This is a genomic window from Thalassospira sp. CA1 (genome assembly GCF_059052855.1).
The window spans coordinates 138,050-162,970 of sequence record NZ_JBZCIA010000003.1 but is presented as its reverse complement, the minus strand read 5'-3'; the positions used below and the strand labels follow the sequence as shown (position 1 = coordinate 162,970).

General features: G+C 55.1%; 23 protein-coding genes. 9 read left to right on the top strand and 14 right to left on the bottom strand.

The genetic code is table 11. The features are described from left to right. Positions 1 to 60 precede the first annotated feature (60 nt). The 3 genes from AC5Q5A_RS07580 to AC5Q5A_RS07570 form a co-directional block, all read right to left on the bottom strand. Positions 61 to 663 (bottom strand): TRAP transporter small permease subunit, encoded by a 603-nt coding sequence (locus AC5Q5A_RS07580; RefSeq protein WP_064788924.1) that lies wholly within the window; start codon positions 661 to 663, stop codon positions 61 to 63. A 155-nt stretch (positions 664 to 818) separates the two neighbouring features. Then, positions 819 to 1,847 carry a TRAP transporter substrate-binding protein gene (locus AC5Q5A_RS07575; protein ID WP_210518444.1) on the bottom strand — a complete coding sequence of 343 codons (1,029 nt, stop codon included), beginning with the start codon at positions 1,845 to 1,847 and terminating at the stop codon, positions 819 to 821. A gap of 21 nt (positions 1,848 to 1,868) precedes the next feature. Further along, complete coding sequence (locus tag AC5Q5A_RS07570) at positions 1,869 to 2,456, bottom strand: gluconokinase (protein ID WP_493894853.1); 588 nt, start codon at positions 2,454 to 2,456, stop codon at positions 1,869 to 1,871. A 182-nt stretch (positions 2,457 to 2,638) separates the two neighbouring features. Here AC5Q5A_RS07570 and gntR point away from each other — a divergent pair, with 182 nt between their 5' ends. Beyond that, positions 2,639 to 3,676: an HTH-type transcriptional regulator GntR gene (gene gntR, locus AC5Q5A_RS07565; protein ID WP_493894852.1), complete on the top strand. Its 1,038-nt coding sequence runs from the start codon at positions 2,639 to 2,641 to the stop codon at positions 3,674 to 3,676. Between the two features lie 10 nt (positions 3,677 to 3,686). Here gntR and AC5Q5A_RS07560 read toward each other — a convergent pair whose 3' ends face one another. Both AC5Q5A_RS07560 and AC5Q5A_RS07555 read right to left on the bottom strand, forming a co-directional pair. Further along, entirely contained in the window at positions 3,687 to 4,253 is a 567-nt protein-coding gene (locus AC5Q5A_RS07560; protein WP_493894851.1) for an IMPACT family protein, read from the bottom strand. 68 nt (positions 4,254 to 4,321) lie between these two features. Then, entirely contained in the window at positions 4,322 to 5,065 is a 744-nt protein-coding gene (locus AC5Q5A_RS07555; protein ID WP_120225468.1) for a sulfite exporter TauE/SafE family protein, read from the bottom strand. 382 nt (positions 5,066 to 5,447) lie between these two features. Between AC5Q5A_RS07555 and AC5Q5A_RS07550 the strand changes: the two genes are divergently transcribed. Both AC5Q5A_RS07550 and AC5Q5A_RS07545 read left to right on the top strand, forming a co-directional pair. Continuing rightward, the gene (locus tag AC5Q5A_RS07550; RefSeq protein WP_008891584.1) at positions 5,448 to 6,833 is read left to right on the top strand and encodes a class II 3-deoxy-7-phosphoheptulonate synthase; all 1,386 of its coding nucleotides are present in this window, start codon (positions 5,448 to 5,450) and stop codon (positions 6,831 to 6,833) included. 247 nt (positions 6,834 to 7,080) lie between these two features. Continuing rightward, complete coding sequence (locus AC5Q5A_RS07545) at positions 7,081 to 7,566, top strand: hypothetical protein (RefSeq protein WP_008891585.1); 486 nt, start codon at positions 7,081 to 7,083, stop codon at positions 7,564 to 7,566. Positions 7,567 to 7,659: 93 nt separating this feature from the next. Here the strand turns inward: AC5Q5A_RS07545 and AC5Q5A_RS07540 are convergent, their stop codons facing one another. From AC5Q5A_RS07540 to AC5Q5A_RS07530, 3 genes are read right to left on the bottom strand one after another with little or no spacing between them, the layout of a single operon-like run. After that, entirely contained in the window at positions 7,660 to 8,235 is a 576-nt protein-coding gene (locus AC5Q5A_RS07540) for a hypothetical protein (RefSeq protein ID WP_493894850.1), read from the bottom strand. 3 nt (positions 8,236 to 8,238) lie between these two features. Continuing rightward, on the bottom strand, positions 8,239 to 9,600 hold the full coding sequence (locus AC5Q5A_RS07535) for a M48 family metallopeptidase (protein WP_493894849.1): 1,362 nt from the start codon (positions 9,598 to 9,600) through the stop codon (positions 8,239 to 8,241). A gap of 18 nt (positions 9,601 to 9,618) precedes the next feature. Next, complete coding sequence (locus AC5Q5A_RS07530; protein ID WP_210518422.1) at positions 9,619 to 9,963, bottom strand: YbjQ family protein; 345 nt, start codon at positions 9,961 to 9,963, stop codon at positions 9,619 to 9,621. Positions 9,964 to 10,222: 259 nt separating this feature from the next. Between AC5Q5A_RS07530 and AC5Q5A_RS07525 the strand changes: the two genes are divergently transcribed. The 6 genes from AC5Q5A_RS07525 (at position 10,223) to AC5Q5A_RS07500 (ending at position 18,073) form a co-directional block, all read left to right on the top strand. Further along, complete coding sequence (locus AC5Q5A_RS07525; RefSeq protein ID WP_493894995.1) at positions 10,223 to 11,899, top strand: NAD+ synthase; 1,677 nt, start codon at positions 10,223 to 10,225, stop codon at positions 11,897 to 11,899. Between the two features lie 14 nt (positions 11,900 to 11,913). Beyond that, positions 11,914 to 13,266 (top strand): glutamate--tRNA ligase, encoded by a 1,353-nt coding sequence (gltX, locus tag AC5Q5A_RS07520; protein ID WP_493894848.1) that lies wholly within the window; start codon positions 11,914 to 11,916, stop codon positions 13,264 to 13,266. A 67-nt stretch (positions 13,267 to 13,333) separates the two neighbouring features. Then, a complete protein-coding gene (gene cysS, locus AC5Q5A_RS07515) occupies positions 13,334 to 14,710 on the top strand; it encodes a cysteine--tRNA ligase (RefSeq protein ID WP_493894847.1) in 1,377 nt (458 codons plus the stop codon). A 181-nt stretch (positions 14,711 to 14,891) separates the two neighbouring features. Next, positions 14,892 to 15,833 carry an aldo/keto reductase gene (locus AC5Q5A_RS07510; RefSeq protein WP_493894846.1) on the top strand — a complete coding sequence of 314 codons (942 nt, stop codon included), beginning with the start codon at positions 14,892 to 14,894 and terminating at the stop codon, positions 15,831 to 15,833. 24 nt (positions 15,834 to 15,857) lie between these two features. Continuing rightward, complete coding sequence (locus tag AC5Q5A_RS07505; protein ID WP_493894845.1) at positions 15,858 to 16,574, top strand: hypothetical protein; 717 nt, start codon at positions 15,858 to 15,860, stop codon at positions 16,572 to 16,574. Positions 16,575 to 16,741: 167 nt separating this feature from the next. Further along, positions 16,742 to 18,073 carry an MFS transporter gene (locus AC5Q5A_RS07500; protein WP_008891596.1) on the top strand — a complete coding sequence of 444 codons (1,332 nt, stop codon included), beginning with the start codon at positions 16,742 to 16,744 and terminating at the stop codon, positions 18,071 to 18,073. A gap of 15 nt (positions 18,074 to 18,088) precedes the next feature. On the opposite strand, the gene AC5Q5A_RS07495 is transcribed toward AC5Q5A_RS07500, so the two are convergent. From AC5Q5A_RS07495 to lsrA, 6 genes are all read right to left on the bottom strand, one after another. After that, complete coding sequence (locus tag AC5Q5A_RS07495; protein ID WP_064782104.1) at positions 18,089 to 18,745, bottom strand: LysE family translocator; 657 nt, start codon at positions 18,743 to 18,745, stop codon at positions 18,089 to 18,091. 156 nt (positions 18,746 to 18,901) lie between these two features. Beyond that, the gene (locus AC5Q5A_RS07490) at positions 18,902 to 20,149 is read right to left on the bottom strand and encodes a class II aldolase/adducin family protein (RefSeq protein WP_493894844.1); all 1,248 of its coding nucleotides are present in this window, start codon (positions 20,147 to 20,149) and stop codon (positions 18,902 to 18,904) included. 86 nt (positions 20,150 to 20,235) lie between these two features. Next, positions 20,236 to 21,261 (bottom strand): autoinducer 2 ABC transporter substrate-binding protein LsrB, encoded by a 1,026-nt coding sequence (gene lsrB / locus AC5Q5A_RS07485; protein WP_493894843.1) that lies wholly within the window; start codon positions 21,259 to 21,261, stop codon positions 20,236 to 20,238. Between the two features lie 11 nt (positions 21,262 to 21,272). Beyond that, positions 21,273 to 22,277: an ABC transporter permease subunit gene (locus AC5Q5A_RS07480; RefSeq protein ID WP_493894842.1), complete on the bottom strand. Its 1,005-nt coding sequence runs from the start codon at positions 22,275 to 22,277 to the stop codon at positions 21,273 to 21,275. Then, positions 22,274 to 23,323: an autoinducer 2 ABC transporter permease LsrC gene (gene lsrC, locus AC5Q5A_RS07475; protein WP_493894841.1), complete on the bottom strand. Its 1,050-nt coding sequence runs from the start codon at positions 23,321 to 23,323 to the stop codon at positions 22,274 to 22,276. Before lsrC ends, AC5Q5A_RS07480 begins: the two co-directional genes overlap by 4 nt. Beyond that, positions 23,316 to 24,821, bottom strand: a complete 1,506-nt coding sequence (gene lsrA, locus AC5Q5A_RS07470; RefSeq protein WP_493894840.1) for an autoinducer 2 ABC transporter ATP-binding protein LsrA — start codon at positions 24,819 to 24,821, stop codon at positions 23,316 to 23,318. Before lsrA ends, lsrC begins: the two co-directional genes overlap by 8 nt. Positions 24,822 to 24,921: the final 100 nt, after the last annotated feature.

Here is a 24,921-nt window from a genome sequence, read left to right as displayed (position 1 = left end):
GTTGCGCTGCTTGGCATGGCCGTGCGGAGACGCATCAATTGATTGGGCACGAGGCGCTGATTATTCGGTCGAAGTGTGGGATGCAGGCATGATCGGTGCCTTGCGGGCATAGTTGAAGGCCTGAACCAGGAACTGAACCATCAATACAATCAGGACCACCAACAAAAATACCTTAAGCACGCCCGGATAAGGCGCATTGAACGCACTGCCGGTCGTTTCAAGGTGGATGTCACCGGTGGGCGTAAAGACGGCGCGTTCGACCATCAGCCAGGCGGCCCAGGCAAAGAAACCCGATGCGATCATGCAGACCAGCGAAATACAGATATCAAGCGTCTTGCGCATTTTCGGTCCGGCAATGTCATAGAGCAGGACAACGCGAATATGCTTGTCGCGCGCGGCACAATAAAGGCCGCCAAACACAAAGCCGACAGCACAGATAAAGGTCGTGGTTTCATGCGCCCACAAGGTCGGGCTGCCAAAAACGTGACGTGCCACGATCTCATAAATCAACGTCGCCATGGAAAGCAGAAATCCAATGGCGAACACGCTGGAAACCTTCGTGATCATCTGGCCCAGAAGACCGGACACCTCAGTTGCCTGATCGGTGCTTTCTTCAAGTTCGGGAAGTTCGGGCAACGGTGAGTGTTGCGGGGTGTCAGACATTTCTGCGTTCCTTGCATCAACAGGAAATACAATCCGGCAAGGAGGGAGGCCTTCAGTCCCGATACGTCTCGGATCACGGAACCAGCCGGATTGTATCCCAGCAGTTTGCCGGCAGCAACACGGTGCGTTGCTGCCGGCGAAAAAGCTGTTCTGTCTTAGATCATACCCTGTGACTTAAGGTAGTCTACAAGGGTGTCGTATACACGCTGTGCATCTTCGGAACGTGCCGCGACTTTTTCCCACTGGCTGGTGGCAATCTGACGGAATTTAGCACGCTCTTCAGCCGACCAGTTGTGGATGGTGACGCCACCTTCCGAACGGGCCTTGGCAACAGCTTCCATGTCTTTCATCGCCAGACGTGCATCCATGTCATGGGCCAGATCGCGGACCGACATTTCAAGGATCGCCTGGATATCAGCCGGCATCGAATCCCACTTGGTCTTGTTGATCGATACTTCAAGCATCGGCATGGAGTGGAAGCCCGGATAGACCGGATGTTTTGCAACATCGTGCAGACCCATGGCCTGGTTGGTCGAGAACACGGTCGCATCCGCAGCATCGATCACTTTTTTATCAAGCGAGGTGAATACTTCGGACTGCGGGATGTTCACCGGCGATGCGCCGGCTGCTGCGAAGACCTGCTGAACCATGCCTTCCGGGGCACGCATTTTCAGGCCTTTAAGATCGGCTACGCCATCAAGCGGGACAGAGGAAACAAATGCTTCCAGACCCGGGGTAACGGCACCGATGAACTGCAAACCACGCGGGTTCAGAAGGCTGTTCATCAATTCCTTGCCACCGCCATATTCAACAAAGCGCAGCATTTCGGACGGTGCCGACCATGCGCCAACCGGGTTGGCGATCAGGCCGAATGCCGGATCTTTACCGGTGAAATAGCTGGTATCGGTGATGTGACCGTCAAGAATGCCAGCGGCAATTGCGTCCTGGGTTTCGGCATGTTCGACAATCGAGTTAACCGGCAGCATTTCCACGGAAACGCGGCCACCGGTCATGACGCCGACACGTTCGGCCCATTCCTGTTCCAGCTCAAAGTTAGGCACGCCAGCAGCATCGCTCGACTGCATCTTGAGGGTAAATTCCTGTGCATTGGCGGCAAACGGCGCCGTTGCAATCAGGGTTGCGATAAAGCCTGCACCTGCAAGCGATTTAAGAGTCTTGGTCATTCGTCTTCTCCCTAAAATGCCTTATTTTCCGGCAGTATTCTCTATGACAAAGGAAAAACTGCCGTCTTCACGCTCCGCCAGTCGGTCAAGGACCGTGGCAACAACAGTTTCAAGCGGGGCATCGATAAAGACAGTCACGCAATTCTCGTCCGGCCCCGGCGGCTCGAGAGCTGTAAACTGGCTGTCTAAAAGTGCGGATGGCATGAAATGACCGACGCGGCGTTCAAGCCGGGACTGGATCACTTCGCGCGTGCCATCCAGAAAAACAAAGGTGATCGGGTCGAGGTGCGTGCGCAACACATCGCGATAGCGACGTTTAAGCGCAGAACAGGCGATGAAAATGGCCTGACCGGACTTTGCGCTTCCCTCTGAACTGGCAACTGAACCAGCCTGCGTGCGGGCCGCTGCCGCAACCGCATCAAGCCACGGCCAACGCATGTCGTCATTGAGCGGAAGACCACGGCGCATGTGTTCTACATTCGTGCTTGGATGGTGATCGTCGGCGTCCAGATACAGGGTATCTGTCATGCTTGCCAGACGACGCGCGACCTCGGTTTTGCCCGATCCGCTCACACCCATGACAACGACATACTGCGTTTGCCGGTTCATTGAATTCGATGCACTCACTGATTTTCAGGGCGGGTTTTACTCTTGGACTGCCCTGTTGTGTTATAATGTTAGCGCTAACATAATGTTAGCGCTAACATTGAGTCAACAGCCGAATTTCCGGTGTTTGCTTTACCGTCACAAGGTGCTTGTCGGTTTGGAAAAGACGTAATAAATGTAAGGTTATGAGGAAGCGCAAAGGGGCCGGACGGCCAACAATATCCGATGTTGCCGAACGGGCTGGCGTCAGCACCATTACGGTCTCACGCGCGTTGCGCGATCCGTCAAAGGTGTCTGATCATCTGCGACGAAAAATCAACGACGCGGTGCGCAAGCTTAATTATGTGCCCCATTCGCATGCCAGCGCGCTGGCCTCGACCCGATCAAATGTGATCGGTGTGATTGTCCCCTCGCTGACCAACAACGTGTTTGCCGATACGCTGCGTGCGATTTATGACGAGCTCTATCAGGGGCCGTTTCAGGTGCAGCTTGGCAACTCGCGCTATGTTGCGAAGGACGAGGAACGCCTTGTGCGCACCTTCTTGGGCCAGGGGCCGTCAGCCATGATTGTCGCCGGGGTTGATCAGACCGATGCAACCCGCGAACTTCTTGAAAATGCCGAATGTCCGGTGGTTCAGGTCATGGATATCAGTGATGACCCGATCGACATGATGGTCGGGTTTTCGCATTTCGAAGGCGGGCGGGCCGCCGGTGTGCATCTGGTGCAAAAGGGTTACAAACGCATCGGTTTTCTTGGCGCACGCATGGATCCGCGCTCGCACCGCCGTATGGAAGGCTTCAAGGAAGCCTTGTGTTCAGGTGGGCGATACGACCCGGACCTGATGATGACAACCACCGATTCCTCAAGTGTTTCGCTTGGCGGGCATTTGATCGAACAGTTGCGCAAACGTCGTCCGGACCTTGATGCCGTATTCTGCAACAATGATGACATGGCGCTTGGCGCGCTGTTTGGCTGTCAGAAGGCGGGTATCTCGGTCCCCGACGAAATGGGGATCATCGGTTTTAATGATCTTGAAATGATGGCGGCAAGCTACCCGTCACTGACGTCCATCCGAACCGACCGTTATCAGATCGGCAAACGGGCTGTGCAAATGATCAAAGCGGTGCTGGACGGCGAAACCCCCGAACAAAAAATCATCGATCTCGGTTTCGAGCTTCAGTGCCGTGAAAGCACCATGCGCCCGAAGTCAAAAGCGCGCTAACACCTTTTACTTACTCAGGCATTGGAAACTGAACGCCAAGCTCTGCCAGGCGTTCGCGTGGTCCGGTGATTTTGATGCGCGTTCCGTCGGTATCAAACTGACGATCAAGGATGGTGATCCCGTCCTCTGCGCAGGCCTGTTCCAGCGTTCCGGCATCGGAAAATCCGGCAAACAGTTCTGCCTCGCCCTGCGGGATGTATTCGATGATTTCGGCAACATCGCAAACTGCATTGGCTGCCCCGCTATAGGCGCGCACCAACCCGCCGGTTCCAAGTTTGGTGCCGCCGAAATAGCGCGTCACAATCACCGCAACATTGATCAGATCACGTCCCTGAAGGACCTTAAGGCACGGGATGCCCGATGTACCTGATGGTTCCCCGTCATCCTTGCCATGTTCAATCAGCTGGCCTTCGTCATTAAGATAGCGATAGGCGTTCACATGATGATTGGCCTTGGGATGAAGGCTGCGCAATTCATCAATCCGCTTGGCCAGATCATCGTGAAAAACGAGTTCGGCCAAAAAACGGGATTTCTTTTCTTCGGTTTCGGCAAAGGCAGGGCGGGCGATGGTTTTCATGGCGATGTGCTATCAGAAATGGCCGGGTTGTGCCAGATGACATCTCGGCCCGTACTGGCGTTTGACCGTTAAGACGCAAACAGTTTGCCGACCAGAATGACGCCAAAAATGATCAGCATGATCAAAACAACCTTGCGGAAGGTTTCCGCATCCATCCGGTCACGTACCCGCGTGCCCAGCTTGGTGCCCAAATAAACCGGCACCAACCCGGCCAGCGATATCCACAGCGTTTCAATCGTCATCAGCCCCAATCGCGCAAGGCCAAGTGCCATGACGATGCTTGAAAGACTGAACGAGATATTGATGGCCGTCAGGAAACGTTTCGGCTCAAGCCGCATGGAAAGCAGGAAGGGCAACACAGGCATGACCTGTGATCCGGTGATGCCGTTGATAAGACCCGTGGCAAAGCCAGATATTGGGGCCAGTCGCCGTGCAAGCTTGTCAGATAGCGGCTTGCCATGACGAAACAGGGTAATTGCCCCGTAATTCATCAACACCAACCCCAAAACCGCACCGGCCAGAATGCTGTCGACCATTTCAAGCACGGCAAGCCCGATCAGAATGCCAGGAATGGTCGCCAGAAACATCGGCCAGAACCGGTTGATCGTTTCGCGAAAGTGACCCGCCTGGGCCATGATGATGGAATTGCTGACAAGCGATGGAATGATCACCAGCGGCATGCCCGCCTTAAGCCCCAGCCCAAGCGCCAGGATAGGCAAGGCCGATGTCGAGAAGCCAAGGCCGGTTGCCCCTTTAACGAAGGCGGCAACGAAATAAGCACAGGCAATTATCGCAAGTGTTTCAAGGGGCATTGGGGATCCGGCTGATCGGTGGCGCTTGTGGTGGTAGGCGCTCGCAGTGTGCCCGCAAATCATGAACTGTGCAATTGGTCTGATGATTGCGCAGTGCCGGATTCGCACTACCTTGTTTAGTATGACGAATTGGCATTCACCGGTGCATCTTGCATGAATTCACGGTTATGAGTGGAATTTTGCGTGGTTTTTGGGTCGGTTGGCAAAAAATTGCGGGATTTTATTGTCCAAACGTCGAGAAGGGGTGGAAATGCGTTTGCAAAACCCGTATCAAGTTTGGCCCGGTTGCATGACCGGATGCCAAGGCGGAAAACCGCCGGACAACTGGATTTGTGTTATAATGGCGGCATGATGATGAACATGCCGGATTGAGAGGAAGCAAATGAGCAAGAGCTGGAGCATTGAAAGCTGGCGTAACCTGCCGATCAAGCAGGTGCCGACTTATCCTGATGCACAGGCCGTAAAGGCCGTAGAGCAAGAGCTCGGCAGCTATCCTCCTTTGGTGTTTGCTGGCGAGGCGCGCGCGCTTAAGGAAAAGCTTGGTGACGTTGCAGAAGGTAACGCCTTCCTGCTGCAGGGCGGCGACTGTGCCGAAAGCTTTAAGGAATTTCACCCGAACAACATTCGCGACACCTTTAAGGTGATGCTGCAGATGGCGGTGGTTCTGACCTATGGCGCGGCATGCCCGGTGGTCAAGGTTGGCCGTATGGCTGGCCAGTTTGCCAAGCCGCGCTCATCAGACACCGAAACCATCAATGGCGTCGAACTGCCAAGCTATCGCGGTGACGTGGTCAACGGGATCGAGTTCACCGAAGAAGCCCGTATTCCGGACCCGCAGCGCCAGATCCGCGCCTATAACCAGTCGGCAGCGACGCTGAACCTGCTGCGTGCCTTTGCGCAGGGCGGTTTTGCCGATCTGACCAAAATCCATCGCTGGAACCTGTCATTCGTGGATGGCAGCCCGGCTGGTGAGCGTTACAGCAAGCTGACCACCCAGATCGATGAAGCCGTTGCCTTCATGGAAGCATGCGGCATCACGGCTGAAAGCGCGCCGCAACTGCGTGAAACCGATTTCTATACCTCGCACGAAGCACTTCTGCTGGGGTATGAGCAGGCGCTGACCCGTCAGGACAGTCTGACCGGTGAATGGTATGATTGTTCGGCCCACATGCTGTGGATCGGGGACCGTACCCGTCAGGCCGATCATGCCCATGTCGAATTCCTGCGCGGGGTGAAAAACCCGATCGGCATGAAATGCGGACCGACCATGGATGAGGATGACTTGATCCGTCTGATCGATATCCTTAACCCGCAAAACGAAGCCGGTCGTCTGACCCTGATCGCACGTATGGGGGCGGACAATGTGTTTGATAACCTGCCGCGCCTGGTCAAACGTGTTAAGGCCGAGGGCCGCAAGGTCGTCTGGTCCTGCGATCCGATGCATGGCAACACGATCAAGGCATCAAGCGGATATAAAACCCGTCCGTTTGACGCGATCCTGTCGGAAGTCAAAAACTTCTTTGACGTGCACAAGGCCGAAGGCACCCATGCCGGTGGCGTTCATTTCGAAATGACCGGTACGGATGTGACCGAATGCATCGGTGGTGCACGCGAAGTGACCGAAGATGCGCTTTCTGATCGTTACCACACCCATTGCGATCCGCGCCTTAATGGCGGACAGGCCCTTGAGCTTGCCTTCCTGATGGCGGAAATGATCAAAAAAGAACGCGACAGCGTGCGCGCAGAACAGATGGCTGCTTCTGCTTGATTTGATCTTTCGCGATATATCTTGATGACAAAGGTGCCCGGCGATCTGTCGGGCACCTTTTATTTATCCGGTTATTTGCCCGGAATGTTCGCAGAATGCGTTTCCTAAATTAGATTTCAGAAAATTTTGTTGCGCAATCGGCATGAATTCATAAAAAACATCTACCAATGGCCAGTAAATATTCTTAAGTATGGGTAATTGCAGGGTGTTCCTGACAGACGATTAAGGGCGAGGGGTCGCAACGGGTATGATGGACGACGCTGAATTCAGCGCATGGCAAAAGAAGGTGGAGGGAACCAACATTTCCTCGACCACGCTTTTGGCGACCGACTATCTGAACCATTTCAACGAGATCGTCATGCTGCTCGAAATGGTGCCCGACATGCCTGACATGATCGAGGACTGCAAGGAATGGGCGCCGAAAAGCTATCAGGAGCATTTCCGCGACAGTGCCTTTTCCGACAAGGAACTGGCGATTGAGGCCTATGAACACGTCCCGCCAAGGTTCCGTCGGCCGTTTGAGGAAACCATCGAGCACCTCAATACAATCGTGGCACATGCGGTTTCGCAGCTTGAAACCATCATCGAGACGGGTGATGAAGACCTGTTGCGCGTGACGGCCAGTGCAGTGACGACGTCGCTTCAGAAATTCATGGATGTCGCCAGTGGCATTATCCATGGTTCGGCCAAAACCATGAGCCAGGACGAGATCGACGCAGCCCTCGCACTTTGATTGTTGGCGACGTTTTCATGTATGCGGACACAAAAAACCGGGACTGCAAACAGCCCCGGTTTTGTTTTTGTCTGGTCGAGAAGTTAATCGCGATCAGTCCGTCATTTTGGCGAGTTCACCATCAAGACGCTGAATTTCGGACTGCAACAGCGGCAAGACATCGGCACGGGCGGTGGCGACAATTTCCTGCATGTTTTCAAGCGCATGTTTGGCCATGCCGTTGGCATTTTGCTGCATGAACATGATCGTCATCTGCGCTTCGATATCGGAATAAAATCGACGTACACCGGTGATAATTGCCGGATCGACTTCAAAGGTGCGCTGGGAATAGCGCATGGTTTCCCAAACCATATCATCAAGCTTGTGACGTTCGCGCGGGGCGAGGTTTGCCGCATGCCAGGTCATCGGGCCTTCCGGATAGTCGGCAATCCAGGTTTCGACCTTTTCAATGTTATCGACAAACTCCGCCTCAAGCGATCGTTCGAGGTTATAGACATCAGACGTGCTTTGATAACGGTCGAAATCGACAGCAATTTCAAAACCGGCAAAGCTTGCCAGATACACACCCAGAACGGTTGATGCCAGAATGATGCACTGGGTAAGCCAGAACTCGGTATTGGGCTGGCCACTGACGCTCAGAAAGCGAAACGGGGCGAAAAGTCCGCGCATGGGCTAGTGTCCTGTATTGGTAAGATTGAATTGGTGGCGGTCTTCAAGCGCGCTTGCCGGGATTTCACCGGTCCGCACCAGAAATTTCTCAAAGGCGATTTGAAGATCAACCGGTTCGCCGATCGGAAGACCCTGTTCGCGTGCCATATCTTCAAGGCGTTCCACCCGGTCACGTGGATGGGGATGGGTTGAAAGATAATCCAGCAAACTGCGGTCGCCTTGAAGCTGTCCCAGCTTTGCAAAGGTGGTGGATGCTTCTGCGACATGGCCGTATTTGGCCATCAGGATGCGCAGGCTCCAGTCATCGGCATCAAGTTCCTGACTTCGGGAATAGTCCCGATCCGCCAGAAGTTTCGGCCAGCTTGCCGCCCAGGTGGTCAGAACCGCATCGGTCTGAAACATCATGGCCGAAAGTGCGACACCAACGACCTCGCGGCCAATGCCTTCAAGGTGATCGCGCCCGTTATAATGACCGATTTCATGGCCAAGGATCGACAGCAGCTCGTTCTCGGTATCGACCAGTTCAAGCATCCCGGTATGAACAAGCATCAGGCCACCGGGCAGTGCGGCGGCATTGGGACTGTCATCGGGGATGATCAGAACGTCAAAGTCATAATCCTTTGCCGGGCCAATGGCCTCCTTGGGGATGGAATTGACCAGATCAAGAAGATAGCGTTCCGGCAGGCTGCGTTCATAATCTTCGCGATGTTCTGCGATCAGTCCGGGTTCAAGTTCCGACCAGATGGCAACTTCTTCCTGAACCGAAATGCTGTTTGCCGCCCATTCAACTGCGAGGCCGCTTGCCGTATAAATCCCCCAGCAAATCAGAAGGAACGCAATACTGCCCGATGCAAATTCGGCCAGAAGATTGCGATGCGAGATATTCACCCCGTCATCGGGAAGGGCAGATGGCCGCCCGCCCGTCGGACGATGATCGGTATAAAGGGCGGTACCGGAAACGATCACCTCGATCATGCCACGTCCAAGTTCGGCAGAATCAAAGCGCAGACCGATAATGTGACTTGCACCCTTGGCGTTGGTGCGAAGCCGCAATATAGCCTCGCGCTTGGCCCTGGTGACGGTGGCTTCGTGTGCGGCCAGTCGACCGCCGACGAAAATGCGCAGGCGGGCCAGAAGATTGCGAAAACGGTCTTCGGCAATGACGACCTTGCCGGTTACCAGTTTGCTGTCATGCAACGTGATGTCATCGGGAACTGCATCCCCGGAATCAAGATATTGATGGGGCAGCAATGCCTCGTCGCGTTTGAGCGCGCGTTCATGTGCCCCATCGGCCAAGCGGCCGGTTATATAAGCGATTCCGATCAGGATGGTCAGGGCAATTCCCGGAAGAAACAGATCTTCCATGGTACTGTGCCTGCCCTATTATTTCAGTCTTACGGCTGTGCCGTATGCGAAAATCTCAGCCGCCTTGTAGGCCACCTGTGACGTTGCGAAATGAACATCCACAACGGCGTCGGCATCCAGTTTTTTGGCTTGGGCAATCAGGCGGCTGGTGGCTTCCTGCTGGGCATCTTCCAAAAGCCGGGTGTAGGAACGTACTTCACCCCCGAACAGGTTTTTCAGCATCGCAAAAATATCGAAAAGGAAGTTGCGGCTGCGCACGGAACTGCCAAAGACAATACCAAGGTTTTCAGTGATTTCGCGGCCTGGAATATGGGAAATGGTTACCGCCGCCATCTCGGCGGCCGCATTGGGGCTGTGGGTCATGTTGTTTGCTCGTATTTTAATTTGTGTTTATTGCCGTGTTTTCACGGTCGCGTGCAATAGATCGGGATGAAGCCGATTTTGCAAGTCATTATCAACACGCTAAGTCGTTGATAAAAATAAAATCACGCTGAAAACCAAGGTGCTTGCTGGTTTCAAAGCTTTGCATTTCTGCCATGCAAGAATGGTGATCTTGTCTGAAACATGGGATATTGCGCATTCCGCAATTGACAGCGCGCAGGGGCGATCCTATTCCAACATCATGACAAAGAAGCTTGCCATTGCGATTGCCCAACTCAACCCGATTGTCGGTGATGTCACCGGGAACCGGGACAAGGTTGTGGCTGCCTGGGAAACTGCGGCCGATCAGGCTGCGGACGTGGTTCTGTATTCTGAACTGGTCCTGTCGGGCTATCCGCCCGAGGATCTGGTGATGAAGCCGGCCTTCATGCGCCATCTTCATGACGCGGTCGAATTCATCTGCGAACACACGGCCAAACGTAAAGATGGTCCGGCCTTGCTGTTGACCACGCCATGGGAAGTCGATGGCACGCGCCATAACGCGGTGTTGCTGATTGATCAGGGCAAGATCATTGATGTGCGCGCCAAGAATGATTTGCCCAATTATGGCGTGTTTGATGAAAAACGCGTCTTTGCCGCAGGTCCGATGCCGACCCCGATTTCATTCAAGGGTGTGAAGCTTGGTGTGCCGATCTGTGAAGATGTCTGGACGCCGAACGTCGTTGCCCATCTGGCCGATGCGGGGGCAGAAATCTTCCTTGTGCCGAACGGGTCACCGTTTGAAGCCGACAAGGATGATTTGCGCCGTAAGCTGATCGAGGATCGGGTGCGCGAAAGCGGCAAGCCGATGATTTATTGCAACGAAGTCGGCGGTCAGGACGAGCTGGTGTTTGACGGCGGATCATTCGGCCTGAACGGCGATGGATCGCTTGCCGTGGCTTTGCCGGCCTTTGCCGAGGATGTGATGGTGACCACCTGGCAACAGGATGAAAGCGGTCAATGGCGTTGCGCGGATGACGCGCCGAAGGTTGGCTATCCCACCGGGCTTGATGCGATCTATCAGGCGCTGGTGCTTGGCCTGCGTGATTATGTGAACAAGAACGGTTTCCCCGGTGTCGTCATCGGCATGTCAGGCGGGATCGACAGTGCGCTGTCGGCCGCGGTTGCGGTGGATGCGCTGGGTTCTGATCGTGTGCGTCTGGTGATGATGCCGTCGCCTTATACTTCGGCCGAGAGCCTTGAGGATGCGGAGCTTTGCGCAGGCATGCTCAAGACCGGGATCGAGAGTATTAATATCGGTCCGGCCATGGCCGCGTTCGAACAGATGCTCGCCCCTGCCTTCGAAGGCCGGGATGCCGACATTACCGAAGAAAACATTCAGGCCCGTTCGCGCGGGATTATCCTGATGGGGCTTTCAAACAAGTTTGGCCACATGGTCCTGACCACCGGCAACAAGTCGGAAATGTCGGTCGGCTATGCCACGCTTTATGGCGATATGTGTGGTGGCTATTCGGTTCTGAAGGACCTTTATAAAACGACCGTGTTTAATCTGTGCCACTGGCGCAATGAACACAAACCGGTTGGGGCAATCGGCCCGGATGGCATGGTGATCCCGGAACGGATTATCACCAAGCCGCCATCGGCCGAGCTTCGCCCGGATCAGAAAGACGAAGATAGTCTGCCGCCTTATGATGTTTTGGATGATATCCTCCATCAGATGATTGAAGGTGAGCGGTCTGTTCGCGATATCGTGGATAGCGGTCACGATGAGGCAACAGTACGCCGGGTCTGGCGGTTGCTGGATCGGGCGGAATACAAACGCCGCCAGGCACCCCCGGGGGTCAAGATTACCCCGCGTGCCTTTGGCCGTGACCGTCGCTATCCGATTACCAATGGTTTCACGAACCTTGTTACGTGATTGAAAAGTTTGAAATGACAAAACCTGTTCTGCGATTTGCCCCCAGCCCGACCGGGCTTCTTCACGTCGGTAACGCCCGTGTGGCGCTGATGAACTGGCTTTATGCCCGTAAATCAGGCGGAAAATTCATCCTGCGCTTTGACGATACCGACCCGGTGCGCTCTAAAGACGAATATGTCGATGCGATCCGTGAAGACCTTGCCTGGCTTGGCATCGACTGGGATCAGGAAGAACGTCAAAGCCTGCGTCAGGATAAATATGACGCGGCGATTGATGACCTGAAAAAGCGTGAACTGCTCTATCCGTGCTACGAAACCGAAGGTGAGCTTAACTGGAAACGCAAGGCCGCCCGCCAGCGGCACAAGCCCTTCATCTATGACCGCAAGGCTTTGACGCTGTCTGATGAAGAAATTGCCGCCCTTGAGGCCGAAGGCCGCAAGCCGCATTGGCGTTTCCTTCTGACTGACGGCATGGTCGAATGGGATGACCTGACGCGCGGGATTTGCTCGTTCGATACCGAACATGTATCTGACCCGGTCCTGATCCGTGAAGATGGCTCGTTGCTTTATATGCTGGGCTCGGTGGTGGATGACCTTGAAATGGGTGTTACCCACATCATTCGCGGCGAAGACCACGTGACCAACACCGTGTCGCAGATCCTGCTGTATCTGGCCCTTGGCGGAAAGCCGGGCGCGCTTGAATTTGCTCATATGCCGCTTTTGGCCGGGCCGGGTGGCTCGCAGCTTTCCAAACGTCTGGGCAGTCTTTCACTGCGTGAATTGCGTAATGACGGGTTTGAGGTCGAGGCGCTTGTTGGTCTTCTGACTGGTCTTGGCGCGTCGGACAAGATTGAGCCAGCAGACCTTTCGCAGGTGCTTGAGAAATTCGATCTGGATCATTATGGCCGCTCCACGCCGAAATTCGATCCGGCCGAACTGGCAAGCCTCAATGAAAAAGTCATTCACGAAATGTCGTTTGAGGCCGCCAAGCCGAAGCTCGAAGCAGCTGGCATGGCAGATGCCGACGAGATGTTTTGGAACGCGGTGCGCGGCAATTGCTGGCGCGTGGCAGAGGCACTGGAATGGTGGGATGTGATCCATAAAAACGTCATTCCGGAAATCGATGCCGAGGATGCCGAGTTCCTCAAACAGGCCGCCGATAAGCTGCCCGAAGGTGAGCTTGATGGCACCAGTTGGAAAACCTGGACCACAGCACTTAAGGAAGAGACCGGCCGCAAGGGCAAGCAGCTTTTCATGCCGCTGCGCAAGGCGCTGACCGCGCGCGAACATGGTCCGGAAATGTCGACGATGCTGGTTCTGATCGGGTCTGAAAAGGCGCGTGACCGGTTGTGTGGGAAGGCGGTCTAAGCATCTGCTTTGATCGCCGGAAAATGCACGCATTTGACCCGATAACACAGCCAAACGGACGTTTGAAATGACCAAAACCCTTCGCATCTTTGATACGCTCACCCGCGAAAAGCAGGTGTTCGCGCCAATTGATCCCGATCACGTGCGCCTCTATGTCTGCGGCCCGACGGTTTATGACTATGCCCATGTCGGAAATGCCCGCCCGGTGGTGGTGTTTGATACGCTGGTACGCGTGTTGCGCCATATCTATCCCAAGGTGACTTACGTTCGTAATGTCACGGACGTTGATGACAAGATCAACGCACGTGCCAAGGAAAGCGGCGAGCCGATTTCAGAAATCACCAAGCGCACCCATCTGGCCTATCTGGAAGATATGGGCGCACTTAATGCCGCCAAGCCCGATATCGAACCGCGCGCGACCGAACATATCGCTGAAATGATCGCCATGTGCGAAAGCCTGATCGAGCAGGGCTTTGCCTATGCCGCAGAGGGCCATGTGCTGTTTTCGGTCGAGGCGTTTGATGACTATGGCAAGCTGTCGCGCCGTGACCGCAAGGAAATGATTGCCGGCGCCCGTGTGGAAGTCGCCCCTTATAAAAAAGACCCGGCTGATTTCGTTCTGTGGAAACCGTCGAGTGACGATATTCCGGGATGGGACAGCCCGTGGGGCCGGGGACGTCCGGGCTGGCATATTGAATGCTCTGCCATGTCGACGCGTTATCTCGGTGAAAACTTTGACATCCATGGCGGTGGTTCGGATCTGGTGTTCCCGCACCATGAAAACGAATTGGCGCAAAGCTGCTGCGCCAATAAGGGTTCCAGTTACGCCAAATACTGGATGCATAACGGCCATCTGATGGTCGAAGGTGAAAAGATGTCCAAGTCATTGGGCAACTTCGTCACCGTGCATGAGCTGCTTGAAAAATGGCCGGGTGAGGCGATCCGTCTGGCGATGATGGGAACCCATTATCATCAGCCGATCAACTGGACCGAAGAAAACCTGCGTCAGGCCAAAGAGGCGCTTGATCGTTTCTATACCGCCCTTCGTCAGAGTTCTGACGTGACCCCGGAAAATATGCCGGTGCCGCGTGCGGTGCTTGATGCGCTGTGTGATGACCTCAATACGCCGCTTGCGATTTCGGAATTCCATAACCTTGTGACCAAGTTCAACAAGGCGGAAAAGAAGTTCGAACGGGCTGAAGCCAAGGGTGAAATCCTTGCCGCGGCAAAACTTCTGGGCATTCTTGAAGCGGATCCCGAAGCCTGGTTCACCGGATCAGCCGATGAAGACGAGGCGGCCGAGATCGACGGGCTTATTGCCCAGCGTGCGGACGCCAAGAAGAACAAGGATTTCGCAACGGCGGACAAAATCCGTGATGACCTTCTGGCACGCGGCATCATCCTTGAAGACTTCAAGGATGGGACCAGCTGGAAGCGCGTGTAACGCAGATTGACAGTTTTTGACCAAAGGGCTGCAAACATCAGGTTTGCAGCCCTTTTTTCGTTTCGGGTGATATAGGTCTCTTGCCAGTTTATCAAAAGTTGCGTTCGGGCAGAATTCTGCCCAAATCTTGATGGATCATGTTTGAAGATTGGTCCGAAGCAACGAAAAGGTGCTGTAAGCCATGTCTGAATTTGATCGTCGAGGGTTTCTGAAGGCTTCTGCCTCATTAGGCGCGCTTGGCCTGTTGGCGTCGGGTATGCCGGCCTGGGCGCAGGGAAGCTCCGATGCGCGCGCATCGGAAGTATTGCAAAAGCAAATCCCGTCAACCGGTGAAGAAATCCCCGCTGTCGGGCTTGGAAGCTGGATCACATTTAATGTCGGCCAGGACATTGAACTGCGCAATCAGTGCGCGGATGTGATGTCGGCGTTTTTCGATGCCGGTGGCCGCATGATTGACAGTTCGCCGATGTACGGTTCTGCTCAGGATGTGATTGGCTACGGGCTCGATAAGCTTGGTGCGCGCGATCGTGTGTTTTCGACCGACAAGGTCTGGACCGCAGGCGATGGCGCCGAACAGATCGCAGAGACATCAGATCGTTGGAAGGTCGAGCAGTTTGACCTTTTGCAGGTTCATAATCTGTTGGGCATCAATGAAAACCTGCCGCTTCTGTTCCGCATGAAGGATGAAGGGCAGTTGCGCCATGTCGGTGTCACGACCTCGCACGGGCGACGCACCGAAGACCTGATCGCGGTGATGAAGAACGAACGGCTTGATTTCGTGCAGGTGACCTATAACCCGATTGACCGCAAGGTTGAGGACTACCTGTTGCCACTGGCATATGATCGCGGCATTGCGGTGATTGTGAACCGGCCGTTTCGCGGCGGCAGCCTGACCGAGCGTCTGGAAGAGCAACCCTTGCCGGAATTTGCCGCCGAACTTGAAGCCAAAAGTTGGGCGCAGCTGATTTTGAAATATCTGATCGCCCATCCCGCGGTGACGTGCCCGATCCCGGCCACCACCAAACCGGCCCATGCGGCGGAAAACATGGCGGCCGCAACCGGGCCTTTGCCGGATGATAAAATGCGCGAACAGATCGCCACTGTGATTGGCGTTCTGGTGTGATCAAGGCAATCGGGGGCAAACAGCATGACTGAATGGTGGGATTACGGACTGGCGGACTTGTTGCTGTTTTCGCCGCGTGTCTATTACCGGCTGTTTGAAACCATGAACACCACCTGGTGGCTGGTGGTTGCCAGTGCGCTGATTGCCGGGTTAATCGCATGGGGCCTTGCCCTGCGTCACGGTTTTCGCGGCAACCGGGTTATTCTGGTGTTGTTGTCACTGGTTTGGGCCTGGTCGGGCTATGGCTTCCTTTGGCAATATTATCAGCCGATCAATTGGGCGGTGCCTTATCTGCTGCCAGCCTTTGCCCTGCAGGTGGTTTTGTTTGCCATCTTTGCTGCGCGTCCGTTGCCGCTTCGTTTTGGCTGGCGCGGGGATTTGTCGTGTTATGTCGGGGCGTCTCTGGTTGCCTTTGCGCTGATTGTCTATCCGTTTATTGGCCTGCTTGAAGGGCGCGACTTGGTGCAGGCCGAGGTCTTTGGCAGTGCCGCCGATCCAACCGCCCTTGGCACGTTGGGCTTTGTTTTGCTGTCACGCGGCACCTGGCGGTGGGTTTTGTTGCCGGTTCCCTTGGCGTGGTGTGTGATATCCGCAGGCACGCTTTGGGTGATGGATCAGTATGTCGCGTATTTGATGCTAGCCGCCGTCTGGGTGACTGTTTTTTGCGGCTGGCTTGATCTTAAAAACGGGGTCACCACCAAACGCCTGACCGAGGCCGAGATCAGAGACCCGGCTGCCTAGGTCAAAAAATCCCCCTCATACCGAAAAAAGTCTGGAAACTGAATGTGATCAGTGGTTTCGTACTTTTTGCTGAGACTTGTCATTTGTCTGAACCAACACGACATCAGACCAAGGCGCGCTGAGCTGACAGACAGTCCGGTAATCCCCAAAGTGCGAAAGGGCGATTCATGATCCAGGTTTTAACCAGTGTCTGGGCACTTCTTATTGGAGTTGTCCTGATCATGCTGGGCAATGGCATGCATTTCACCCTGATCGGTTTGCGCGGCGGGATTGAGGGTTTTTCCTCGGCCGAACTGGCGATTGTCACATCGGGTTACTTTGCCGGTTTCCTGTCGGGCGCGCGCATTACACCGCGCATGATCAAGCGGGTGGGCCATGTGCGCGTCTTTGCCGCACTCGGCAGCTTTACCTCCGCCGGGCTGATTGCCTTTCCACTGATTGCCGAGCCATGGGCATGGACCGCATTGCGCGTGATTTTGGGCTTTTGCATGTCGGGGATCTATGTGACAGCGGAAAGCTGGCTTAATGATGCCTCGACCAACGAAACCCGGGGCAAGGTTCTTTCGGCCTATATGATTGCGCAGACCCTTGGCATTATCGGGGCGCAGGGGCTTTTGACGCTTGGCGATGCCGCGAACTCGGCCCTGTTTATTGTTGCGTCCATTCTGGTCTCGATTTCCTTTGCGCCGATCCTGCTGTCGGCCTCGTCCGTGCCAGTGACCGAGGCTGCCCGCCCGATGGGGCTTAAAGAACTGTTTGCGGGATCGCCGCTCAGTACCGTCGGCATCTTCCTGCTGGGGTGTGTGTATGCCACCCAGACCGGTATGGCGGCGGTTTATGGCACCCAGATCGAAATGACGACCGTGCAGATCGCGACCTTTGTTGCGATGCTGTTTGCCGGTGCGTTGGTATTCCAATACCCGATTGGCTGGTTGTCGGACCGCATGGATCGCCGCAAGCTGATTTTTGGTGCGGCGGCAGTTGCCATGTCAGCCTGTATGCTTGGCTGGCTTTCGGGTAACCAATTGGTCTTTATGATGTGTGCAGCCTTTGTTGCAGGCGGCATGACCACGCCGCTTTATGCGCTGTTTCTGGCCTACACCAATGATTTCCTGTCACTCGAAGAAATGCCAGCGGCATCGGGTGGTCTGGTTCTGACCTTCGGGGTGGGGGCAATTCTTGGCCCGCTGATTGCCGGTTGGTCGATGGAACATCTTGGCCCGCAGTCGTTCTGGCTGGTGCTTGCCGGGACCTTTGCTGTGATTGCGCTTTATGCGCTTTATCGCATGACGCGCCGTGAAGCCCTGCCGGTTGAAGAAACCGAAAGCTATGTCAGCGTTCTGCCGACGGCATCCCCCATGGCGGTTGAAACCGCCGGGGTTTGGGCGGCTGAGCAGGCCGAGGCCGCAGCAGAAGAAGCCGCTGCTGAGGAAGCCGCTGCCGAGGAAGCCGAAGCAGAAAAGGCCGAGGCTGCAGAAGACAAGAAGCCCAAGGCATAGCCTTTCCCTGACAGCTTAGCGGTTGAACAACAACCGCAGTCCGACGGCAGCAAAGAACACACCAAGCAATCCGTTGATCCATCCGGCTGCCCGGCGATAAATCGAAATCGCCGGTGCGGTGGAGAAAGCGGTGGCATAAAGCAAATGGATGCTGGTGGAAATCAGACCACAGCCAATCACAATCGCCGCCCCAACCCAAAGCGGGGCACCTTCGTGAAAGCCGATTGAAATGATGGCGATCCATGTCAGGATGGCCTTGGGATTGGTCAGATGAAGTCCCAATCCGCGAAAATAATAACCGCGTCCTGATATCTTTCGGGTATCAACAGCGTCGGCAATGTCTGATGTGGTGGGTGGTTTGCGAAATGCCGTACGAAACGCCCGATAGGACATCCACAGCAAATAAAGCCCGCCAAAAATCCGGATGGCGGTCATCGCATCGGCATAAGTGGCAAGGACGGCCGACAGCCCAGTCAAGGTCAGAAGACCGATCGAAAACGATCCGGTTCCAATGCCAAGGGCAAAATGTTGACCGGCACGGCGGCCCTGATCAAGCGACACCCCCATCAAGCCCAAAAGGGCAGGACCGGGGCTAATCAGGCCGACAAGCAAGGCTGCATAAGACAGCAATATTCCGGGCAGATATTGCCCAAACTCTGCAAGGCTGATCATGGGGCGTTTCCTTGATAAGGCGGCGTCAGCCAACCGTAGATCGAAACAAGGTTATTGTCGAGCAGGCAAAAAAAAGACCCCTGCCAAGGCAGGGGTCTTCAGAGAAGTAATCATATCCCAAACCAACTGGAAGGGGAGGGACGCATTTGAGATACTTTACTTCTTCTGGAGTTTGGCTTGTTCAAGGGACCAGTATTCCATGTCAAACAAGTCTGCCTCGTTGATCGGTTGGAAGGTGCCGACCTGTTCGGCTGCATTGATGATGCGCGCAGTTTGTTCGCCAAGATCACCGGCAATGCGTGCAGCCTTGTCATTAGCACCAAGCCCGATCAATCCGGTTTCCTTGACCAGAACCATACGTGGCCACGGATCAAGCATGACTTTCTTTTCGCTGGCGTTCGGCGCATTGCGTTCAAAGTATGCCCTATAGCATGCCTTGTAATCATCGAGTGCGGCTGTGATGTCGTCGGCGGTTGCATCCGCGCTGACGATCAGCGGGAAAGGTTTTATGCGGATGACGTGATCAGGCGTCGCGGTGCCGCGTACGGCAATGGTTTCAAGATTACCATTGGACAGATATTTGCGGATGGATGGTGTGCTGCGGAAATCGGTCGCGAGGCTTTCGGCAAAGGGCGAGTTTCCGGTACGCAGGCCGGCCTCGATTTTTTCAAGAAGCGCCGGATCAATTTCCTGGTCCGAGCTTTCCGGGCCGGGCAAGGCAATGCCCTTGGCCGCAAGGTAGTTTTCCGCGTCAGTCACGAAATTGATCATGCGGTCATAGGATTGCTTGGCGGTATCCCCAAAGGTGAACAGACCATGGTTCTTCAGCCAAAGACCTTCGCAATCGGGGAACTGGTCATAAAGGTCTGCGCCGGCAATCGAAAGGTCGTAGCCCGGCATGACATAGGGCAGGAATGCCAGACGATCCCCATAGATTTCACGCATGATTTCTTCGGAGTGGTCCTGGTTGGCGAGCGCGAGGACGGCAGTCGAATGCGTATGGTCGACAAAATCAAACGGCAGATAGGCATGTAGCAATGCTTCGACCGATGGGTTTGGGGCAGACGGGTCAAGCAGGTTGGAACGCAGAAGCGCGACCATTTCCGGATCAGAGAGTTTCTTTTCCTTACGTGCGGCATGAAGCGGGGCGAGCTTCACCGCAGGCAATCCGGGGGCTTCGATGGTTTCAAGGTCCCAACCGCTGCCTTTGACATGCATGATGGCGTCACCATTTGCATCGGTGACCTTGACGGATGTGTTGCCACCGCCATGCAAAACAAGGTCTGCAACCTGGCCGATGATGCGCGATGTGTAAACGCGCAAGCCCAATGCTTCGGGCTGTCCCGCTGCCCTGGCTTCTGCGGCGTAGCGATTTGCGTCGTTTTCGTTCCAAAGGTTTTCCATGGGGCAATATCCGTAGCTTTTGAAAATGGCTAAACAAATTCGGGTACGGCACACCCCCAGGAATGCCGTACCCGCAGTGCCAAAGATCAGAAATCGAAATCGTCGATATTGTCTTTGGTAAAGACAGTGCGGTTCGGCAGCAGAATGATGCCGTTGCCGTCTGCTTCGTAGTCGTAACCCTGAACACTGTTCGGGGAAACCTCAACGGTGCCAACGCCCGGAATATCAAGGGTGTCGCCGACATTCATCGGACCGTTTTCAAGCACGTGGTTGGCAACATAGACCGAAATCTTGCCCTGTTCGGTAACATCCCAAAGGCCGAAACGTTCGACCGTGCCGCGTTTGACATACGGGCGCATGACGTTCGGGGTCGAGAAGCCGACAATGGCAACGCTACCCGCGCGATCAAGGTTTTCGGCCGCCTGTGCCGATGCCGGAAGGGCATTGGCATCCGGTGCGATAATCGCATCAAGATCCGGATAGGCTTTCAGGATGCTTTCCGCAGTCTGAAGCGATTTCTGGGCGTCGTTATAGCCGTACTGGGTGGTCACAACTTCCCATTCCGGATGTTCTGCGGCGATTTTTGCCTTGGCGGCATTTGCCCATGCGTTCTGGTCGGTCACGGTCGGGCTGGAATAGAAGAAGGCAACCTTGGCCTTTTCCTTTTTTATGCCGTCATTGGCCATGTCGACCAAAAGACCGCCAAGCTGTTCCGGGGTGCCCTGGTTGACATAGTAGCTGCGGCATTCCGGTTTTACGTCGCTGTCCCAGGTCATGACCAGAACGTCGCGTTTCATCGCGCGTTCCAGGGCCGGGCACAGGCCATCAGGGGAAACAGATGACAGAATGATCGAGTTGTAGCCCTGGTTGACGAAGTTGTTCACGAACTGGACCTGACCCGATACGCTTGGTTCGGTCGGACCATCATAGGTTACGTCAACACCAAGTTCCTTGCCGGCTGTGGTCGCGCCGTTGCCGCCGCTGGTAAAGAAGCCGACACCGACAAGTTTCGGAATGAAGGCAATCTGGTTCTCGGCAAACGCCGGTGCAGCCGCCAGAAGCGAGCCAGCAAATGCTGCTGCTGTCACCAGTTTAAAAGTTCTTCCTGACATTTCTTTCCTCCTTAAGATGCTGCGCGTTTTCGGTTCGTCGCCATTATTCGCGCAGCGACAAAATCGGCCAGCACGGCACTTCCGTGGCGCAATGCGACCGCAACAACCAGCAACGCACCGGAGAGCGCGCTGGAAATCTGACTGGGGACACCGCTCATTTGCAGGCCCTGCTGCAAGTAACCGATGACAAGGGTGGCCAACAGGGTGCCGATGATCGATCCCTGACCGCCGTAAATTGACGCGCCACCAAGAACTGCGGCGGTAATGGCCGGCAACAAAGTAGCCGTGCCAAGGTCAACACGAGCCGACCCGAAATAGGATGACAGAACAAGCCCTGCGACGGCGGCAAAAACGCCGGTCATGACATAGGTGATGGTCTGAATGGTTTTGATCGAAAGGCCGCTATACCGTGCTGCATGTTCACTTAGTCCGCACATAAACACGGACCGTCCAAAGCGCGAATAATGCAGGACGACAAACAAAATAGCCGCTTCGACCAGAAGAACCAGGAATGGGGCGGGAAGGCCTGCCAGTTCGAAATAGGCAAAGGACGTGAAGGCGTCTGGGAAATTACCAATGCCTTCATAGCCGCTTGCGCCGACGACGCCCGAAAGCACCGTCGCAGCACCGCCAAACAGGTACAAACTGCCAAGTGTGACAACAAGCGGCTGGATACGTGAGACATGAATGATGGTGGCGTTAAACAGCCCGGCCATTGCCCCGGATGCCAAGGATGCCAGAATGGATATCGGCAATGGCATGCCAAAGAAGTTGGCGATGCCAAAGACAATCGCACATAGCCCGACCGCAGATGCAAAGGACACATCAATGCCGCCTGCGATGATCACGATGGTCAGGGGCAGGGCAACGATCCCAATCTGGGCAAAGTCGCTGGTGCTGTAAAGCAGGTTTGACAGGTTCAGGAAGCGCGGATTGATCATGCCGAAGATGGCAAATTCGGCAACCAGCATAAGAAGCAGGGCGGCTTCCCAGCGCAGAAGATAACGTTTCATCATTCGCCTGCCTCCTGCGGACGGTGGTGGGTGGGGCTATCTGATCCGGCCGGCTCAGATTGGTTCGGGCTATGATGGTGATGCACCGCATAGCGTTTGGCGCGGATGGCGCGATCAACGGCCATGCGCACACGGCCATCAAGCAACAGCACAAGAAGCAGAACCGCACCGGCAATGAAATCGTTCCAGAAAGCCGGGATTTTCAGGAAAACCAACGCACTGTCGATAGAGGTCAGGAATATGACGCCGACAAAAATGCCCGGCACCGTACCACTGCCACCCAGCAGGCTCACGCCGCCCAGAACGTTTGCGGCAATCGCCTTAAGCTCGACACCGTTGCCTGCCTGGTTGGGGATAAAGCCGATTTGTGCGGCAAAGATCATTCCGGCGATCGCCGCCAAAAGGCCTGCGGCAACGAATGCGGCGATCTGCACCAGTTTGACTGGAATACCAAGATGCCGTGCCGCTTCGCGGTTGTCGCCAACCGCATAGAAGTACCGCCCGAACCGGGTTTGGCGTACAAGAAGCCCAACAATGATCAGGGCGGCAATAACAATGATGGTCAGGACGGAGAACCCGACCGCGCCATTATCTGCCAATGCCTTAAGCGAAAGGGGAAGTTCTTCGATCCAGTTCCCGCCGGTCAGGATCAACATCACGCCACGAAACAGACCCAGCGTGCCAAGGGTTGCAATGATCGAAGGCACATTAAGCAATGTCACCAAAAGGCCGTTGATCAATCCGGCAACGGCCCCGGTCAAAAGGCAGGCTGCAATCGCAACGCCAAGGCTGTGCCCGTCATTTAGCATCATGCCCAGCACGACCGCGCTCAGACCAAGGACAGATCCGCTTGAAACATCAATGTTGCGGGTCAGGATCACCAACATCGTGCCGAGTGAAACCGACAACAGGACCAAACTGTTGGACATGACTACAGAAGCTGTCGAAAGCGACAAATAGCCCGGTGCCGCGGCACCGATCAGAAGAAAGGCAAGAACGGTGACAGCACACAGGGTCGCCACACGGTTGCGTGCGAAGAAATCAAGCATGTGAATGGCTCCCGGACTCAAAGGCGAGGTGGGCGATGGCATCAACCGTGATAACATCGTGGTCAAGTGCGCCACATTGCAGGCCGTGCGCTATGACCACCACCCGGTCGGCAAGCTGTTCGATTTCGTCAAAGTCTGATGAAATCAGCACAACGCCCAGTCCCTTGGCAGCCAGTTCGCGGATAAGCCGGTAAATGTCGTTGCGTGCGGCGACATCAACACCACGGGTCGGTTCATCAAGGATCAGCACACGCGGATCTGCAGCAAGGCATTTGGCCAAAAGGACTTTTTGCTGGTTCCCGCCAGAGAGACGACCGGCACTTTGGTCTTCATTTTCGCACTTGATGCCAAGGCTTTGCCGGAAGTTGGCAAAGGCTGCGCTTTCTGACTTGCGTTTCGGGAAGAAGCCCAAACGATGCATGGTGTAGCCAGACATGTTCCAGGCAAGTGAAGCTTCGAGAAACAGGCCGTTTTGCTGGCGATCTTCGGGCAGGTAAACAAGACCCGCATCAACGCAATCGCGCGGAGAGCGTTTTTCAAGGGCCTTGCCAAGCAGGCTGACATTGCCATTTCGTGACGGGCGCAAACCAAAAAGCGTTTCGGCCAGTTCCGAACGCCCAGCGCCAACAACACCGGCAAGGCCAACGATTTCGCCCGCCCGCACATTAAAGGAAATGTCGCGGAAACCCTCGCCGCTGAAACGGTCAACTTCCAGAACGACTTCACGACCGGAGAAATCTGTTGCCAGTGCGGCGCGGGTCACAGGTTGGGCCGATTGCGGGGTTTTGGTCATCGCTTCGACAACCTGATTGTCGTCATAGTCGTCAAGCGATCCCGAAAGAATGATCGCGCCATCGCGCAGGACGCTAATCACACTGCATATTTCGCGAATTTCGCGCAGCTTGTGAGAGATAAAGAAGATGCCGACGCCCTGCGCCTTGAGCTGGCGCACGCGATCAAAAAGCGCGTTTGCCTCGTGCGGTGTCAGCGCGGATGTCGGTTCGTCAAGGATAAGGACGCTTGCCTTGCGAATGAGGCCACGCATGATTTCAACAATCTGGCGATCAGCGATTTCAAGGGTGGCGGCCTGAGCATCAAGGTCAAGGCTGACGGCAAGATCACGCAGCAATGCCTCGGCCTCGGCGCGCAGGGCGCGCGGCTTGGCTTTCAGGCCAAGGCAGATGTTTTCGAGAACCGACTGGTTGGGAAGGATGTGTGCTTCCTGCGGGACCAGATAAAGGCCGAGTGCCTGTGCGCTCGCAGGTGAGGCCGCGCTTAGTGCCTGTTCGTTGATTTCAATCGATCCCTGATCGGCGTCGACCAATCCGGCAATGGTTTTCATCAAGGTCGACTTGCCGGCGCCGTTCCCGCCCAAAAGCGCATGAACTTGCCCGGCAAGCAATTCAATGTTGATCCCCTTAAGAACCGGCGTGCCGCCATAAGATTTCCATACATCGGCAACTCGGACCGCAACACGGGGTTTTGTATTCTGTTCCATCCCTAGAGGCCTGTTCATTTGTTTTTATGTAAAACATTTGATCACACCGAAATGAGTTCGTCAACATTCATGATGTTTTGGTGAAACTGATTCTTACACC